The organism is Paenarthrobacter sp. NPDC091711, from assembly GCF_044756605.1.
Lineage (GTDB): Bacteria > Actinomycetota > Actinomycetes > Actinomycetales > Micrococcaceae > Arthrobacter.
In genome coordinates, this window is the sequence record NZ_JBIVTF010000020.1 from 18161 (window position 1) to 35171 (window position 17011).

The 17011-nt window shown below is 63.3% G+C and carries 14 protein-coding genes; 6 read left to right on the forward strand and 8 right to left on the reverse strand.

What is annotated here, in order from left to right; translation table 11 throughout:
* Positions 1–145: 145 nt before the first annotated feature.
* A complete protein-coding gene (locus ACIQH5_RS20505; protein ID WP_024818028.1) occupies positions 146–901 on the reverse strand; it encodes an IclR family transcriptional regulator in 756 nt (251 codons plus the stop codon).
* 221 nt (positions 902–1122) lie between these two features.
* Here ACIQH5_RS20505 and ACIQH5_RS20510 point away from each other — a divergent pair, with 221 nt between their 5' ends.
* From ACIQH5_RS20510 to ACIQH5_RS20525, 4 genes are read left to right on the forward strand one after another with little or no spacing between them, the layout of a single operon-like run.
* On the forward strand, positions 1123–2523 hold the full coding sequence (locus ACIQH5_RS20510) for an NAD-dependent malic enzyme (RefSeq protein ID WP_141281003.1): 1401 nt from the start codon (positions 1123–1125) through the stop codon (positions 2521–2523).
* 19 nt (positions 2524–2542) lie between these two features.
* Entirely contained in the window at positions 2543–4156 is a 1614-nt protein-coding gene (gene aceB, locus ACIQH5_RS20515) for a malate synthase A (protein ID WP_400407114.1), read from the forward strand.
* A gap of 1 nt (position 4157) precedes the next feature.
* On the forward strand, positions 4158–5420 hold the full coding sequence (locus ACIQH5_RS20520) for a DUF6986 family protein (RefSeq protein WP_400407199.1): 1263 nt from the start codon (positions 4158–4160) through the stop codon (positions 5418–5420).
* Between the two features lie 14 nt (positions 5421–5434).
* The gene (locus ACIQH5_RS20525) at positions 5435–6247 is read left to right on the forward strand and encodes a bifunctional allantoicase/(S)-ureidoglycine aminohydrolase (RefSeq protein ID WP_062071654.1); all 813 of its coding nucleotides are present in this window, start codon (positions 5435–5437) and stop codon (positions 6245–6247) included.
* Between the two features lie 72 nt (positions 6248–6319).
* Here the strand turns inward: ACIQH5_RS20525 and ACIQH5_RS20530 are convergent, their stop codons facing one another.
* The 5 genes from ACIQH5_RS20530 to ACIQH5_RS20550 form a co-directional block, all read right to left on the reverse strand.
* Entirely contained in the window at positions 6320–6634 is a 315-nt protein-coding gene (locus ACIQH5_RS20530; protein WP_400407117.1) for a hypothetical protein, read from the reverse strand.
* Positions 6635–6717: 83 nt separating this feature from the next.
* The gene (locus ACIQH5_RS20535) at positions 6718–7032 is read right to left on the reverse strand and encodes an MmcQ/YjbR family DNA-binding protein (RefSeq protein ID WP_400407120.1); all 315 of its coding nucleotides are present in this window, start codon (positions 7030–7032) and stop codon (positions 6718–6720) included.
* A gap of 99 nt (positions 7033–7131) precedes the next feature.
* Complete coding sequence (locus tag ACIQH5_RS20540) at positions 7132–8040, reverse strand: carbohydrate ABC transporter permease (RefSeq protein ID WP_400407123.1); 909 nt, start codon at positions 8038–8040, stop codon at positions 7132–7134.
* 24 nt (positions 8041–8064) lie between these two features.
* A complete protein-coding gene (locus ACIQH5_RS20545; RefSeq protein ID WP_400407126.1) occupies positions 8065–9063 on the reverse strand; it encodes a carbohydrate ABC transporter permease in 999 nt (332 codons plus the stop codon).
* Entirely contained in the window at positions 9063–10400 is a 1338-nt protein-coding gene (locus ACIQH5_RS20550) for an ABC transporter substrate-binding protein (RefSeq protein WP_400407130.1), read from the reverse strand. Before ACIQH5_RS20550 ends, ACIQH5_RS20545 begins: the two co-directional genes overlap by 1 nt.
* Before the next feature lie 258 nt (positions 10401–10658).
* Here ACIQH5_RS20550 and ACIQH5_RS20555 point away from each other — a divergent pair, with 258 nt between their 5' ends.
* Positions 10659–11684, forward strand: coding sequence for a Gfo/Idh/MocA family protein (locus ACIQH5_RS20555; RefSeq protein ID WP_400407133.1), 1026 nt, complete (start codon positions 10659–10661; stop codon positions 11682–11684).
* Here ACIQH5_RS20555 and ACIQH5_RS20560 read toward each other — a convergent pair.
* Positions 11681–13195, reverse strand: a complete 1515-nt coding sequence (locus ACIQH5_RS20560) for a sulfatase-like hydrolase/transferase (protein WP_400407135.1) — start codon at positions 13193–13195, stop codon at positions 11681–11683. The two genes, ACIQH5_RS20555 and ACIQH5_RS20560, sit on opposite strands and share 4 nt — an antisense overlap.
* Positions 13196–13338: 143 nt before the next feature.
* Between ACIQH5_RS20560 and ACIQH5_RS20565 the strand changes: the two genes are divergently transcribed.
* On the forward strand, positions 13339–14541 hold the full coding sequence (locus tag ACIQH5_RS20565) for a substrate-binding domain-containing protein (protein ID WP_400407138.1): 1203 nt from the start codon (positions 13339–13341) through the stop codon (positions 14539–14541).
* Positions 14542–14611: 70 nt separating this feature from the next.
* On the opposite strand, the gene ACIQH5_RS20570 is transcribed toward ACIQH5_RS20565, so the two are convergent.
* Positions 14612–16984 (reverse strand): polysaccharide lyase 8 family protein, encoded by a 2373-nt coding sequence (locus ACIQH5_RS20570; protein ID WP_400407140.1) that lies wholly within the window; start codon positions 16982–16984, stop codon positions 14612–14614.
* Between the last annotated feature and the right edge of the window lie 27 nt (positions 16985–17011).

Below are 17011 nucleotides of genomic sequence, written 5' to 3' on the forward strand. Positions count from 1 at the left end.
TGGGTGGAATGTACGACGACGGCACTCGCCTTTGCGGCGCCAGCAATCCGCTCAGAGCCCTCGCCCAGATGACAAAAGATGGCAATGTTCCTGGGGAACATTGCCATCTTTTGTCACCTCGCGCACTGGAAGCGCGGGTGGGAAGTTAGTTCTGGTTGAGCTCCGCGGAGATGGCCATGGCTGCATCACGCAGCATGGGCACGGCGCGGTCAGCGAAGCTCTGGTCAACGCGGGTGATCGGCCCGGACACGGAGATTGCCGTGGGCGTGGGCGCGTTGGGGACGGCCATGGCGAAGCAGCGGACGCCGAGCTCCTGCTCTTCCTCGTCAATGGAGTAGCCGCGTTCGCGGATGAGCTTGAGGTCTGCGAGCAGGGAGTCGATGTCGCCGATGCTCTTGGCCGTGGGGGTGGGCATGCCGGTGCGGGCCACGATGCCCCGGACAACCTCGTCGTCCAACTGGGCCAGGATGGCTTTGCCCACGCCGGTATCGTGCGTGTGGGCGCGGCGGCCCACCTCAGTAAACATGCGCATGGAGTGCATGGAGGGGACCTGGGCAACGTAGATGACCATGTCCGAGTCCAGCACGGCCATGTTGGAGGTTTCGCCGAGGCGTTCCACCAGGGTCTTCAGCTGCGGGCGGGCCACAGCGCCGAGTTGCTTGCTGGCACCTTCTCCGAGGCGGATGAGGCGCGGCCCCAGGGCGTAGCGGCGGTTGGGCAGCTGACGGATGTAGCCCAGGGACACCAAAGTCCTCAAAAGGCGGTGAATAGTGGGCAAGGGCAGGTCAGTGGACGACGAGAGCTCGCTCAGCGTGACGTCGCCGCCCGCGTCCGTGATCAGTTCCAGCAGTTCAAAGACGCGCTCAACGGACTGCACGCCTCCGGAGGCTTTTTCAGCCATTCCCTTGTCTCCAATGACTCAGATTCCGACAACTCTTATCCGCATCGTGAAAAGAATTGCTTAGAACACCCAACATACAGCACAACCCGCACCTACGCGATGACGCCAAACATGACCAAGCAAGGGGTTGTGTTTCCACTTTGTAGATAATAATATCCATAATACGAAAACATTCAGTTTGGAACGGCGGCCCGGGAACGGGCCTTACAGGAGGAATTTCAATGGCGAATCCGAGCCCCGGAAACTCGATCACCCTGCGCGTCGCCGCACCGTCGAGCTTCACAGCTACCAGTGAACTGGCAGCAGCCGTCGGCGCAGCCGGTGCAGCGATCACCGCACTGGACGTCACGGAATCCCACCACGAGACGATCGTTGTTGACGTCACCTGCAACACCACGGACGACGACCACGCAGGCCGCGTGAAGGACGCCCTGAACGCCCTCGACGGCGTCACCGTCCAGCACGTCTCGGACCGCACCTTCCTCATGCACCTCGGTGGCAAGCTCGAAGTTGTCCCCAAAGTAGCCCTGCGCAACCGCGACGATCTCTCGCGTGCCTACACTCCCGGCGTCGCCCGCGTCTGCATGGCCATCGCCGAGGACCCGGCGGCAGCACGCAACCTGACGGTCAAGCGCAACACCATCGCCGTCCTCACCGACGGTTCGGCCGTCTTGGGCCTGGGCAACATCGGCCCCGCCGCTGCCCTTCCCGTGATGGAAGGCAAGGCTGCGCTGTTCAAGCAGTTCGCCAACGTTGACGCCTGGCCGGTCTGCCTGGACACCCAGGACACCGAAGAGATCATCATGATCGCCAAGGCCATGGCCCCCGTCTACGGCGGCATCAACCTGGAAGACATCGCTGCACCGCGCTGCTTCGAGATCGAAAACCGCCTCCGCGAAGAACTGGACATCCCCGTCTTCCACGATGACCAGCACGGCACCGCGATCGTCACGCTCGCTGCCTTGGTGAACGCCCTGCGTGTTGTGGACAAGAAGCTCTCCGAGGTCAAGATTGTTGTCTCGGGCGTCGGCGCTGCCGGCTCGGCCATCATCCAGCTCCTCAAGGCCCAGGGTGCGCAGCACATCATCGCCGCCGGCCGCTCCGGCGCCATCCACTCCGGCGAAGAATACGGCGACGAGCACCGCAGCTGGATCGCCGCGAACACCAACGAGGAAGGCTTCTCCGGAACCCTTCACGACGCCCTCAAGGGAGCCGACGTCTTCATCGGCGTCTCCGCCCCGCACGTGATCGGCGAAGAGCAGGTTGCTTCCATGGCAGAGGACGCCATTGTGTTCGCCATGGCCAACCCCACCCCGGAGATCGACCCAGTCATCGCGTCCAAGCACGCAGCCGTGGTTGCTACCGGTCGCAGCGACTTCCCGAACCAGATCAACAACGTGCTGGCCTTCCCCGGCTTCTTCCGGGGCCTGCTGGACGCCGGAGCATCGGACATCACGCCGAACATGCTGGTGGCCGCAGCCGAGGCAATTGCCAACCGGGTAGCTGACGATGAGCTCAACGCGAGTTACATTATCCCCAGCGTCTTCGATCCCCATGTTGCCGCCGATGTAGCGACCGCCGTAGCCAACGCTGCGCACGCCAACGCCGCCAGCGCACTCTAGAACAAAGGAATCCGCTCACATGGCTATCACAGTCACTGATCCCCGGCCGATCGATCGAGCCGAGGAAATCCTCACCCCCAAGGCACTGGGCTTCATCGAGGAACTGCACAAGCGCTTCGCCGGCACCCGCAACGAGCTTCTGGAGGCGCGCGGCGTCAAGCGCCAGAAGGTTGCTGATACCAGCCGCTTGGACTTCCTCCCGGAGACCCAGGAAATCCGCGACGGCGACTGGAAGGTCGCTGAGGCACCGGCAGCTTTGCAGGACCGCCGCGTTGAGATGACCGGCCCGGCAACCCCGGCCAAGATGGCCATCAATGCCCTCAACTCCGGCGCCAAGGTATGGCTTGCAGACCTTGAGGACGCCAGCACGCCCACCTGGCCCAACGTCATCGACGCCATCCTGAACCTTCGCGACGCAGCCCAGGGAACCCTAAGCTACACCTCGCCCGAAGGCAAGGAATACCGTCTCCGCACCGACGCTCCCCTGGCCGTTGTGGTGGCCCGCCCCCGTGGCTGGCACATGGAGGAACGGCACCTGCTGATCGACGGCGAACCCGCCGTGGGTGCGCTGGTGGACTTCGGCCTGCACTTCTTCCACATCGCCAAGCAGCTCCTCCTCAACGGCCAGGGTCCGTACTACTACCTGCCCAAGATGGAGAGCCACCTGGAGGCCCGCCTCTGGAACGACGTCTTCGTGTTCGCGCAGGACTTCCTGGGCATTCCGCAGGGCAGCGTCCGCGCCACGGTTCTCATCGAGACCATCCCGGCAGCGTTCGAAATGGACGAGATCCTCTACGAACTGCGCGATCACGCCTCAGGCCTGAACGCCGGACGTTGGGACTACCTCTTCAGCATCATCAAGTACTTCCGTGATGCCGGCGAAGAGTTCGTCCTCCCGGACCGCGCCACCGTGGCCATGACGGCTCCGTTCATGCGCGCCTACACCGAACTCCTGGTCAAGACCTGCCACAAGCGCGGCGCCTTCGCCATGGGTGGCATGGCCGCCGTCATCCCCAACCGTAAGCAGCCCGACGTCACGGCCGCAGCCTTCGACAAGGTCCGCGCCGACAAGACCCGCGAAGCAAACGATGGCTTCGACGGCTCCTGGGTTGCCCACCCGGACCTGGTCTCCACCTGCCGCGAAGTGTTCGACTCCGTGCTGGGCGACCCTGCCAACGGCGGTAAGAAGAACCAGCTGGACAAGCAGCGCCCCGAGGTGAACGTCACCGCCGAGCAGCTCATCGACGTCGCCTCCGCCGAAGGCCACGTCACCGAAGCCGGCCTGCGCCTGAACCTGTACGTCGCGGTCGCCTACACCGGCGTCTGGATCTCCGGCAGCGGTGCAGTTGCCATCCACAACCTCATGGAAGACGCCGCAACCGCGGAAATCTCCCGCTCGCAGGTGTGGCAGCAGATCCGCAACAAGTCCGTCCTCGCGGACACGGGCAACACCGTGACCCGCGAACTCGTCAGCCGCATCCTCGGCGAAGAAACCGAGCGCCTGCGCATCGAGTTCGGCGACGAAAACTTCAAGGCGTACTACGAGCCGGCATCCAAGCTGATCGAGGACATCTGTTTGTCCGACGATTACACGGACTTCCTCACCACTCCCGCGTATGAGCTGGTGGGCTGAGATGGGTTCATTCTCTTCATCGGATCTGGCTCACATCGAGTCCCAGCTTGCGGCGACGGACCAATTGCTGGACCGCAACTACCCCGGAGACGACGGCTCACGCCAGCCGATCCACACCGTCTACATCCCGGCCGACCGCTTCACACCCACCTTTGTGGCAGATTGGGGCGCGCAGGCACTCGCGACGGCGGAGGCCCACGGTGGCCTGGAAAAGCTCGGTCAACTGCTGGGCCAGGAGTCTCACCTGGCTGCCGCCGTTGCCGAGCGTGTGGCCGCGAAGCTCTCCGCAGAACCGATCGAGGACCTGCGTTTGGACTTCGAAGACGGCTACGGAGACCGCGGCGATGAGGCAGAAGACGCCGACGCCGTTGCTGCCGCCCAGGCTGTTGCCACCGCCGTTGCGGCCGGAACAGCTCCGCCGTTCATCGGCATCCGCTTCAAGTGCTTCGAAGCCCCTACCCGGGCCCGCGGCCTGAAAACGTTGGATCTGTTCGTCTCCACGTTGGCTGAAGCCGGCGAGCTCCCCGCTGGACTGATCCTCACCCTGCCCAAGGTCACCACGGTGGCCCAGGTACAGGCCATGGACTTCGCGGTGTCCCGGCTTGAGGAAGTCCACGGTCTTCCCGCCGGCCGGCTTCGTTTTGAGGTGCAGGTGGAAACCCCGCAGCTCATCATCGGTGCTGACGGAACCTCGCCAGTGGCGCAACTCCCCCACGTCGTCCCAGGCCGCATCAGCGCCCTGCACTACGGGACCTATGATTACAGCGCCTCGCTCGGAATCGCCGCGGAATACCAGTCCATGGAGCACCCGGTGGCCGACTTCGCCAAGGAAGTCATGCAGCTCGCTGTCGCCGGAACGGGCATCCGCCTCTCCGACGGTTCCACCAACATCATCCCCGTGGGCGATGCTGTGGAAGACGCATGGAAGCTGCACGGCCGCCTGGTTCGTCGCTCCCTGGAAAACGGCTACTACCAGGGCTGGGATCTTCACGCCGCCCAACTGCCCAGCCGCTTCTCGGCGTCGTACGCTTTCTACCGCGAGGGCCTGCCCGCCGCGGCCCTGCGCCTCCGCAACTATGTTGAGCGCACCGAAGGTGGCGTCATGGACGAGCCCGCCACCGCCCGTGCCCTCGCTGGCTTCGTCCTCCGCGGCGTCCAGTGCGGCGCAGTGGGGACCGACGAGGTCAAGGCGCTTGCCGGCGTCGAACTTTCACAGCTGACCGCACTGGCTCACCCGCGGCTCGCGCAACCGACTTCCCACTGATAGGAGCATTTCGCATGGGCAAGTACTACTACCCACAGGGCGGCCTGCCGCCGCAGACCCAGCTGACCACAGAGCGGGCCATCGTCACCGAGGCTTACACGGTGATCCCCAAGGGCGTTATGACGGACATCGTCACCAGCAACCTGCCGGGCTTCTCCAACACGCGCTCGTGGATCATCGCGCGGCCGATCTCCGGCTTCGCCACCACGTTCTCCCAGCTGATCGTGGAGATCGCACCGGGCGGCGGGGCACCCAAGGCTGAGTTCGAGTCCGGCGTTGAAGGCGTCATCTTCGTCACCAAGGGCCAGGTCAACCTGACCCTCGACGGCGAGCTGCACCATCTCGAGGAGGGCGGTTACGCCTACCTCGCCGCCGGAGCAGAATGGGGCTTGGAGAACGTCTCCGACGACATCGTCTCCTTCCACTGGATCCGCAAGGCCTACGAGCGCCTCGAAGGGTTCGAAGCAAAGTCCTTCGTCACCAACGAGAAGGACGTGGAGCCCACCTCCATGCCGGACACCGACGACGTCTGGAAGACCACGCGCTTCACGGACTCCAGCGACCTCGCCCACGACATGCAGGTCAACATCGTCACCTTCCAGCCCGGCGGCGTGATCCCCTTCCCGGAGACCCACGTCATGGAGCACGGCCTGTACGTCCTGGAAGGCAAGGCCATGTACTTGCTCAACAACGACTGGGTTGAGGTGGAAGCCGGCGACTTCATGTGGCTGCGCGCGTTCTGCCCGCAGGCTTGCTACGCCGGTGGTCCGGGCGAGTTCCGTTACCTGCTGTACAAGGACATGAACCGCCAGGTGAAACTGACCTAATGTGCGCCGAGATCGCCGGATAGCTGCCAGTTCGCTGGAGCTATCCGGCGATTTCGTCGTTTTCCGGCGAACTCAGCGGCGGCGGCCCACAGCGAGTCCCGCCCAGAACGCGAGGACCAGCAGGCCAACCACCGTCACGGCGAGCCCAATCTGTGTTCCTTGGCTGACCATGGCCGCACCGTTCCCCATGAAGACCGTGTCGCTCAACGGTGCATAGGCGAACCAACCGAAGTCCGTGCTTTGGTTGGTCCATGCCACGATCACGCCCACAATCACCGCGATCAGGCCCAGCAAAGGCACGACGACGGCTGCCGGTTTCCGTGCTGGCTGCGGTGTGCTGTGTTCCCCGGATGCGTTCTGATTCCCAAATGCGTTGTGTTCCCCCATGCGGCCGAGTCTAACCCGCGTCCGCACCCAACTGAGTAGCAGATCAGGTCGTTCCCAGCGCTGAGAACGACCTGATCTGCTACCTACTTGGGTTTGCCGGGGCCGCCGGCGATTCTGTACGACTCCTGCAACAGCTCGTCGAGCTCTTCCACTTCCACCCTCTCCAGCCGGATCAGCATCAACTTCGGGGACTGATCGTGATGCGGAGTCCAGAAGAACGTATCCGGTTGCATGGCTGCGAGCGCTTCGCGTTCATCCGTTTTCACGGTGCCCACGCCCTCTTCCCACATACGTGCCATGAGGGACTTCGCGAACCACGCGGGCTGCCCCCAGCTCGGCCGCTCAGTCACTCCGGGCATACCCAAGCAGATGCGCCTGACATCGTCTTCTGTGGCCATGGCTTCACTCTGGCATTGGTGCTCCGCCGAGGACAAGACATGCAAGGCAACCGCTTCTGCGTGATCGACAAGAGTCCGCGGTAGCAGCGCCGTCGGGGGCTATTTGCCCATCCCGAGCGTCAGCCCCTCAGTCAGCCGACGGCCCAGCCATACGTAGATGATGAGCATCGGCAGGACCACGATCACCAGCCCGGCGAAGAGGCCGCCCCAATCGGCTCCCGAGTAGGTCTGCTGCTGCACGAAGGAAATCAGGGCCACGGGCAAGGTGTATTTCTCGGTGGATTGAAGGAGCGTCAGGGCCAGTAGTGTCTCGTTCCAGTGCGAGATGACCTGGAGGATGAAAGCGGTGAGGATTCCGCCCTTGGCCAGCGGCAACGTGATACGCCAGAACGTCCCGAACGCCGTGGTTCCATCCAGCGCCGCGGCTTCTTCCATTTCCAGGGGAAGGGAACGGAAGAACGCGGTCAGCAGGAAGACCGTGAAGGGCATGGAGACGCCGATGTACACCAGGTTCAGCCCGATGATGCTGTCCGTCAGGTACACCTTGTTGAGCATCACGAACAGCGGGATCAGGATGACCTGCGCCGGAATTCCCAGGCCCAGGATGAAGTACAGGCTCAGTCCTTGGGTCAGCTTGTTGTCCACGCGGCTCAAGTAGTAGGAGCATGGCGCGGCGATGGCTACCGTCAGGACCGAGGAAACCACCGTGGTCAGCAGGCTGTTCCATGTTGCGACGGCGAAGTCCCCAACAGTCCAGGCACGGACAAAGTTCCCAAAGTCCAGCGACGTTGGGACGCCCCAAGGGTCATCGAGAATTGCCCGGGTATCCCTGAAAGCCTGGGCCACCATCCACACGAGGGCTGCGATGCTGATCGCCACCACCATCCACAGCAGCGTCACCCCAATCCCCCGGAGAATGCTGCGCTCTCCGCGCAGTGCAGGGCTGACGCCGCGTCCTGGCCGGCGGCGGACAGGGGTCAAAGGTGCAAGCAGTTTGTCTTGGCTCATGACTTTTCCTTTAGAACTCGACGGCTAGAACTCGACGGCGTCGCGGCGCATGGCGCGGCGCAGCAGGACAACCAGGACGGAGATCAGCGCCAGTGACAACACGGCAGAGGCTGTGGCGGCCCCGTAGGCCGGCGTTGATTGTCCGGAGAAGGCGTTGACGTAGGTGTACACGGCTGCCGTCCAGCTCTGCGTCGGCGGCACGCCGGCCCCTGAACTGCCACCGAAGACCCAGACGATCTCGAAGATCTTCACCGACGAAATGGTCCACAACACGGCACAGGTGCCAAAAACGTCCCACGTCAGCGGCAGGATCACGTATCGCAACCGTTGAAATGCGGACGCCCCGGCCAAGGCGCAGTCTTCGTAGTAGTAGGGCGGAATACGGTCGACGCCGGCCATCAGGATGGTGGTGAAGTAACCGGTGGTGGTGCACACGAGGGTGACCATGATGAGCGGGAAGATGTTGTCCTGAGCCAGCCACTTGGGCGGGTCGGTCACTCCAAGGGGTGCCAGGAGGCTGTTGACCATGCCTCCGGGGTTGAAGATGAACCCGGCGAGGACACCGAACACCAGCGCGTTGATGAGGTGCGGGAAGAAGATGACGTTGCGGGCAATCTTCTTCCCGGCCATATCCCTGAGTACCAGCGTCAAGGCAAACGCCAGGACGAAGATCGCGGTCCCCACCACGAAGAGCAGAAGCAGCGTGTTGCCAAATGAGGAAAGGAACAGCTGGTCCCGGAAGATCCTGCCGTAGTTGTCCAGCCCAACGAACTTCATGGGGCCCGAGCCCGCCCATTTGTGCAGGCTGATCCATACGGCTCCCAGTGCGGGCACGATGAAGAGAACCGTGTAGAGGACGAAAGCCGGACCAACGAACGGAATCAGCAGCTTCTTGCGCTGCACGTCGATGGAGCTCCCTCCAGGACGGCTGCCGCGCCGCGACTTACGGAGCACCGGCTTCCGGAACTCCGGACTGTTGACGGGCGCACCGTCCGTCCGTGGCTCCGTCAGGTGGAGGGTCATCAGCTGTTGTCCTTCCAGTACTGGATTTGGGCAGCCTTCATCTTCCCGATGAACTCCTCGGCAGAGGTCTTCCCGAGGAACAGCTCGTCATCCTTGGGGAAGAACACCTTCTCCATGAAGCCGGGGAAGGTCACCCCGTCGTTTTGGAGGTGCGTTGCCGGGGCCGCGTCAATGGCGGCTTTGACGGACTCGACGGCGGGAGCAACAGGTGCGTCTGGCCGTACCGGCAGCACTTTGGCTTCAGTTCCCAGGGCATTCTGATACTTGGAACTCAGCATGAATGCTGCGAGGCGCTGTGCGGGGACCTGGCTCTTGGACTTTGCCGGTACTGCAAAGCCGATGAAGTCCACGCGGGCGCTGGCTGGCTTGTCTCCCATTGCCGGGAATTGGAAGGACGAGTACTCGAATCCGGGGGCCGCATATGAGCCGGTTTCGGTTGGCGTCCATGATCCGTTGAGGATGAGGGCAGCGTCTCCGTTCGCCCAGAGCTGCTGCTGGGCAGGGAACTTGCTCGCGTTGTAGCCGCTGTTGAGGTAGCCACCCTTGACCAGTGTTTCCACTTTCCGGGCTGCCTCGAGCACCGCGGGATCGTCCCATCCTTCACCGGACTTGTCCTCAACAAGGGCCTTGAAACTGCCGGCCCCCTTGAGCCGAAGCAGCGCCGTCACAAACCAGGTGGAGTTGTAGCCGGCAATGTCACCGTCCGCGGCGATGGGAGCCGACCCTCCGGCCTTCAGCTTGTCCAGGACCTCAATGAATTCATCCCAGGTGGCGGGCGGATTGGCTTTGAGTTCAGGGTGCTTTGCAGCATCAAACCAGATGCCATCCGAGCTGACGCTGTAGGGAACCATCCACGGCTGCCCATCTTCGCCCTTGAAAACACCATTGCTGGTGAACTTCTCCGGGATCACCGAGCTGACCGCTTTGCCGTCAACCTCGTAGGAGTACACGGAGGTCAGCGGGCTGGCCTGGCCGGTTTCTCCGATCACAGGGGCGAGCTTTGCGAACGTACCGTCCACCAAGTCCGGGACGTTGTTGGTGTTCAGCGCGGGAACGAGTTTCTCCGTGTTGCTGCGGCCCTGCCATTGAACGCTGACGGTGGCTCCGGTTTCCTTTTCGAAATCGGCAATGGCTGCGGCAATGACCTTCTGCTGAGGCTCACCGTCTTTCCACATGGACCAGTAGTTGATGGTTTGCCCCGAAATGGAGCCGGAAATGTCCACGGCCTCAGCAGCGGTGGAGGCGTCTGTGGCTCCACCGCAGGCAGTGGTGGACAGGGCAAGTGCTGCACCCAACAGGGCGGCCAGCGGGCGAAGATGACGGGCTGTTTTGCCCATGGGAATCACCTTTCAAGTGAGGGGGAACCGGCCGGATGCGGTTCAGTGAGACGACTCTCACAGCCCGTGAAAGCAGGATTCAATGAGTACTTCCGAATGAGTCGCCACCGGTTTCCCATCCCCTGCCCGGGTGCCGAAGGCCGAGCCCGCAGTTCACCCCGATTAGGCATTTATTCCTCCCTTAACGTTCCCCAACAATCAAGGTGATCTGCGTGGGCAGGCTGTGTCCGCGCTTCGGCTCCGAGCTAAAGAGGGAAATTGATACGACTGGGAATCATTGGCGCCGGTGCCGTGGCACACTTCCATGCTGAATCCGCCGGACGGATCAGCAACGTCCAACTGGCCGCCGTCTGCGACCTGCGACAGGAAGCGGCCGAGGGTGTTGCCTCGCACTGGGCTGCCCAGGTCTATACCGACTATGCGGCGATGTTCCGCGAGGCCGGACTGGACGCAGTGATCATCAATACCCCGCACGCGCTGCATTTGGAGATGGTGCTCGCCGCAGCAGAACACGGATTGCACGTGCTGGTTGAAAAGCCCATGGCCACCACCGTGGCTGACTGCGATCGCATGATCCAAGCCTGCCGCGACGCCGGGGTGGCCTTGGTGATCGGTCAGATCCAGCATTTCCTGCCGGAGAAGCTGGCGGCCGAGGACGTGCTGGCCGGCGGTGAACTTGGCCAGGTCTTGATGATCCGTGACTACAGGACCACCGATTACCGTCCCGGCACCCGTCCGGAGTGGTTCTTCAGCGAAGCCATGGCCGGCGGCGGGGCGCTGATGAACATCGGTGGCCATTGCCTGGACCGTTCCCTCTGGTTTGGCGGCGCACCGGTGGAATCCCTCACTGCCTCGACCCTGAAACGGTTCGGCGTTCCAGTGGAAACGGACGGCACCATATCGCTGACGCTCCGCAACGGCGTCCACGTCAGCGTCGTGGTGGTATCCGACGCCACCCAGCGCATGGACGAGGTCCTGATCGTCTGCGAACACGGCACCATTTCCTGCAGCCCCCATAACGGAACGCTGGTGCGCAGCAATGGCACCACCCGCACGGTCTGGGAGCCACTGCCGGAGGACATCCAAGAAGGCTTCTACCTGCAACTGCGGGACTTCATCAAAGTGTTGGACGGCGGAACACCGAAAGTCAGCGTGGAACACGCCCGCCACATCGTGGAAGTAGTCCTGGCGTCCTACGAGGCAGCCAAGCGCGGCAATCCTGTGGCCCTCCACCCGTCCGGCGATGCCACCCGCGCCGAACGGGTCCTGAGCGAAGTCCCCTAGGAAGCGGGGTCGGCTGCGGCGGGGCCGGCTGCGGCCGTGCCGTCCCAGTTGGGTGGAGTGAAGGCCCCCAACGGATCATCCAGCACGGACGCAGTCTGGCCTGCCCCGGCCACGGGGAGCCAGCTTCCCTCCAGCCCGGAGACCGCATGGCGTTGGAACCACTCCTGAAGCTGGGCCCTCATGCCGGACACACGGACTGCGTGGCCGGGCACATTGACGAGGTTGATGCGTTCATCCGGGTCCGCCGCAAGGTCGTACAGTTCGTGGGGACCGTGCGGGTAGCGGTGCACGTACTTCCACTCTGCGCTGCGGATCATGCGGACCGGGCCGTATTCGTCAAAGACCACGACGGCGCGTCCCCCGGCAGCGGCGGGACGCCCGCCGTCGTCGGGGTTATTAGCGGAACCATGACGCGCATTGCCCGGAAGCACGCTTAGCAGCTCCGCGAAAGAGCGCCCGGGGCCGCGTTCGAAGGGTTGCCCGTCCAGGCCCGCGAGTTCCAGGACCGTGGCGGCCACATCGTAGGCGGACAGCAATTCCGTGAGGACTGTCCCCTGCTGGATGCGTCCCGGGAGCGCGAAGATCGCGGGGACTTTGACGGAGGAGTCGTAGACGTTCTGCGGGAAAGTCCCATTACCTTTGCCCCAGATTCCGTGGTGGCCGCAGTTGAAGCCGTTGTCGCTGCTGAAGATCACCAGTGTGTGGTCTTCGATGCCCAGTTCTTCCAGCCGCCGCAGGACGTCACCAATCCCTGCATCCATGGCGCTCACCGATGCGAAGTACCCCAACAGGGCCGCGCGCACGTCAGCCTCGCCGCCGATCGGCACACCATCCACGGTGGGCGTCCATGGGTGGAGTGGCTCCTGGGGACAGCTGCTGAAGATGCAGTCCCTGTAGAGATCCTCGAATTCAGGCGGGTGCTGGCCCTTCCACGGTTTGTGGGGTGCGGTGTAGTTGAGGGCAAGGAAGAAGGGCTCGGGTTCTTGCGAGGCTTCGTTAAGGAAGTCCAGGGCGTCGTGGGTGATCGCGTCCGTCAAGTATTCGGTGACCAGTTCCCGGTGGCTGGTGCCGCCGTCGAACCTGTACATCACGGACCGGTCATAGGGGCTGCCGCCACCCTGCAGCGCAAACCAGTGGCTGAAGCCTTTCCGGGGAACATCGTTGGCGCCCAGGTGCCATTTGCCGGAAAGTCCCAAGCGGTAGCCGGCATCGGCCAAGGCATCCGTGAACAGGGGTTGGCCCTGCAGGTAGTCCACGGCTTCCGGTCCCGTTTCAATGCCGGCCAGGTAGTCGTGGACGCCGTGGCGCGAAGGGATATCCCCTGTCATGAGACTGGCGCGGGCCGGCGAGCAGACGGGAGACACGCAGAAGAAGTTCTCCAAACGCGTTCCACGTGACGCGAGGGCGTCGAGGTTGGGAGTCTGGATCTCAGTGTTTCCGGCGCATCCCAGCGCCCAGGCACCTTGGTCGTCGCTCAGGATGAAGATGATGTTTGGTTTTTCATTGGACACCCCTCATTGCTACGCAGCCTGCGCACGAGGAATCAATGAGCATTCCCCCAGTACTTTGCGTACGCAGGAAATTAGTATCTAAATACTCTCTAAACTTTGGGGCAGGATGGAAGTAATCGTCCGTTCACAGGTGGAGTTTGATCATGCCAAGGAAGAACCCGCAGACCGTCCATGCTGAGCCTGCCTCGGCGACCGTCCGCGACACCGCCAAGCAGAACCTAAAATTCCAGAACCTCAGCGACAACCTGCGCAGGGGCATTTTGGCAGGGACGTGGGCTGTGGGAACCAAGCTGCCCACCGAGCAGCAACTGTCCCTGGACACCGGACTGTCACTCACCACGGTGCGGCGGGCGTTCGAGGACCTGGTGGACAAGGGTCTCGTGGTCCGGCGGCAGGGTGCCGGGAGCTTCGTCGCCGCGCCGCAGCGCTCGCAAAAGCGCTCCCGATACGTCATAGGTGTTCTGCTGCCGGATACCCAGCTTTACTACCCTCAGGTACTGCAAGGCATCGAGGAACACCTGTCCTCCCGCGGTGCGAGCCTGCAGCTTTCCACGTACCACTATGACTTCACCCGGGAAAACGCCAGCATCGAGTTCCTCCTGGATGCAGGTGTGGACGGACTCATCCTGGTGCCGACGCTGACCGGTTTGGACAATCCCCAGCAGCGGGTGGCCGAGCTCATGGCCCTCCCTGTTCCTGTGGTGCTGCTGGAACGTAGCCTGGATGATCTGGGGCCCGGAGACAGGACCGAACACGTCTGCTCGGATCACCAAGGCGGAGCGTACGACGCCGTGATGCACCTTCACCGCTTGGGCCACCGAAAGATTGGGCTGCTCACGCGGGCGAACGAGGCCGCGCGCAGCAGCAACCCCACTCAGGCCGCGGTGATCGCCGGCTATGCGGCCGCCGTCGAGGCTTTGGGGCTGGACAATTCTTTGGAACTGGACACCGAGAGGCATCACCGCATGGCCTTCAGCGCCACCAAGCCGGAGTGGGAGGCGGATCAGGCCGAGCACATGTTCCAACTCCTGGCGGGCAGCGGCGCGACAGCGGCTTTGGTCTTCGGCGACCGGGAAGCGGCGTTGTTGGAAGGGGCCGCTGCGAGGCGAGGCATCCGGGTGCCGGAGGACCTTGCTTTGGTTTCCTACGACGACGAGATGGCCGACCTCGCGCAGATTCCCTTGACTGCGGTATCCCCTGCCAAGCATCGGCTGGGTGTCATGGCTGCCGATGTCCTGCTGCGCCGATTGACCGAAGGCGATGCTTGCCCGTTGTATCAGATCCGTTTGCGGCCAAGGATTGTGGTCCGTGATTCCTGCGGGGCCAAGGTGGTTAGCCCTATCTAGCGCGTTGTGAGGCCCGCTCTTCGCTCCCAACACCCGGGATAACGCGCAGAGCGGGCCCCACAACCGGAGACTAGCGGCGGAGTTTCACCACACTGGCCTGCCCACTAAGCCCGGCCGTATCCAACGTCAGGGTAGTTTTGCCCGCGGCGTCCGTTCCCAGCGTGCCCGCACCTTCCAGCACGCTGGACCAAGTGCCCTCAGGCAGCGTCAACGTGAGGCTGGCAGCCTTTTGCGTTGGCTCACTGACAGCCAGGGTGAGGACGTTGCCGTGCCGGGAGAACACCACGCACGCGGGGCCTGATGCACCAAGGTCTCCTGCCGTTCCGGGCTTCCAGAACGTTGCCGCCGTGGTCTTCTCCGCCGTGAACTCCACCGATTGCGCCGTGGCATCGTTGCGGATCACCACGTGCTTGTTGCCCTTCGCTAGCTTGCTGCACTCCTTGGCCGACACACCTGGGGCCACCAGGTACGCGTAGCTTTGTGGCGCTCCACCCGCACCGTGATCCACGTAGATGGTGGCGAAGTTCCGTTGCTGCACGGTGGTACTGCCGTTGATGTTCACTCCCGACCAGCTTCCGGAACGGCTCTCCCGGAGCACCGTCAATGGGGAGGAATCCAGTACGGCGTAGCCACCAAATCCTTCCAGATGGACCCAGCGATCCTCGCTCAGCACAACAGCGTTACCGGCCGTTTCCGCGATGGTGCCCGACGCCGTCGTGAGTGCATTGGTGCCTTGGTGGAGATTGCGGTGGTCAACGATTGTTTCCACCCTGGCTCCGGAAGCAGTGGTGATGTCCGCACCGAGGCAGACGGTGACGTGGCCGCTGACGAACCAGGACTTCCGAACCGACAGGCCGGTTCGGCCGGGACCCACCAGGTGCTGCCCGACGGCGGCAACCTCACCGAGCGCGGCAGAGCCGGTCCACTCGTTGGCCGGGACGGCAGCGCCCCATTCACCTTCCACCTTGTCCGGCAAAGGCGTGGTGTCCACCGTGGTGCCGGGGAGTCGGTTGTAGTTGACGGTGGCCCAAAAGGCGTCGTCGTACTGGCCGAGGTCCGCGGTGTGGAAGTAGGTCATGCCTGAACCTGTGTGATACCCGCGGTTGTTCTCGCCGTTGCCGCATTCGTACCAGGCGATGCGGTTGCTGGCCATGGACAAGGACAAAGCCCAGCCGCTCCCCCGGTGAATGGTGCGGTCCATGGCCGGGAAGAGGCGGTGGCCCGGGGACTCCGGCACAGGCGCAACGCCGGCCGCCAGCAGTTCTTTGACCAAAGCTGTCCGGGGAACGCTCGCCCCTGTCAGGATGGGGCGGTAAGTGTTGCGCGTGATCCAGCCCGCGCAGAGGCCCCGCCAGCGGGTTGCCGTGGCGCTGTCCATGGCTCGGGCCAGGAGCAGAATGGCTTCGATGCTTGTTGCGGCGAGGTCATATCCGGTGTTGGCCTCGCGGCTGATACTCCGGCCGCGCACCGAATCGGCCATGGCTCCGTTGATGATGAGCGGCGCAAACGATCCTTCTACGGCGTCGAAGAAGATGCTGCGGGATGGGTCGGAGACCTCGAAGCCTGTGCCGCCCAGCAGTGCAAACAGCTTGGACAGGCCGTTCAGCAGCACAACCCCATAGGAGCCGGTGTACGGCGTGGTGCTGTGTTGGATGAATGAGCCGTCCCGGAAAATTCCGTCGCCGCTGGTGACGTACTGCCACACTTGGCTGAGGCCGGCGATGGCGTGCTGGAGCTTGGGTGTGTCCTCGCCGGCCAAGGACCGGATGATGATTCCCTGGCACAGGTCCACGCGGTTTGCCCCCACCGAGGTGATCTTGCCGCGTTTGGGCGGGAACTGCAGCCACGGGTCAGGGACAAAGTGGTCGATGGCTGCGGAGTAGGCCTGGATCTCAGCGGCGGAGAGCTCCCCGTGAAGCAGGACCATGGCATCGGCCAAAGCCCGGGGCACACCGATTTCCCACGACCACCAATTGCCCACTTCTTCCTTGGTGTGGTTGTAGCAGAGGGTGTTGGCATCAGCGAGGCCAGCTTTGATGTCTGCCAGTACTGAGGCATCCCCAAACACAGCCGCCGTGGGTGTGGCCCAGGCCGTAGCAAGCTGGGACAGGCGCGTGTAGGTGGTGACCATCTCGGCGTCCTTGGCGAAGGACAGATCCGTGAACACCGATGCGCGGCCAGGTGCCCTGTTGAGCTTTGCCAAGGAGTCGGCGGCTTTGTTGTTCAGGGCGGTGATCGCCTTCGCGAAGTCGGCGTCGCCTGATTGAATGACATTCCGACCGGTGAGTTGGTCCACCCAACGGTTGCGCAACGCTGCGAACTCCGTGGCATCCGGTGCGGTTTCGGCCCAGGCGTTCTGGGCAAACATCGAGCTGACCACGGCTGCGAGGGACAGGGCACCGGCGCCCTGAAGCAAGGTTCTGCGAGGAAATTGAAGTGACAAGGAGTTGCTCCTAACACTCGTGGATGG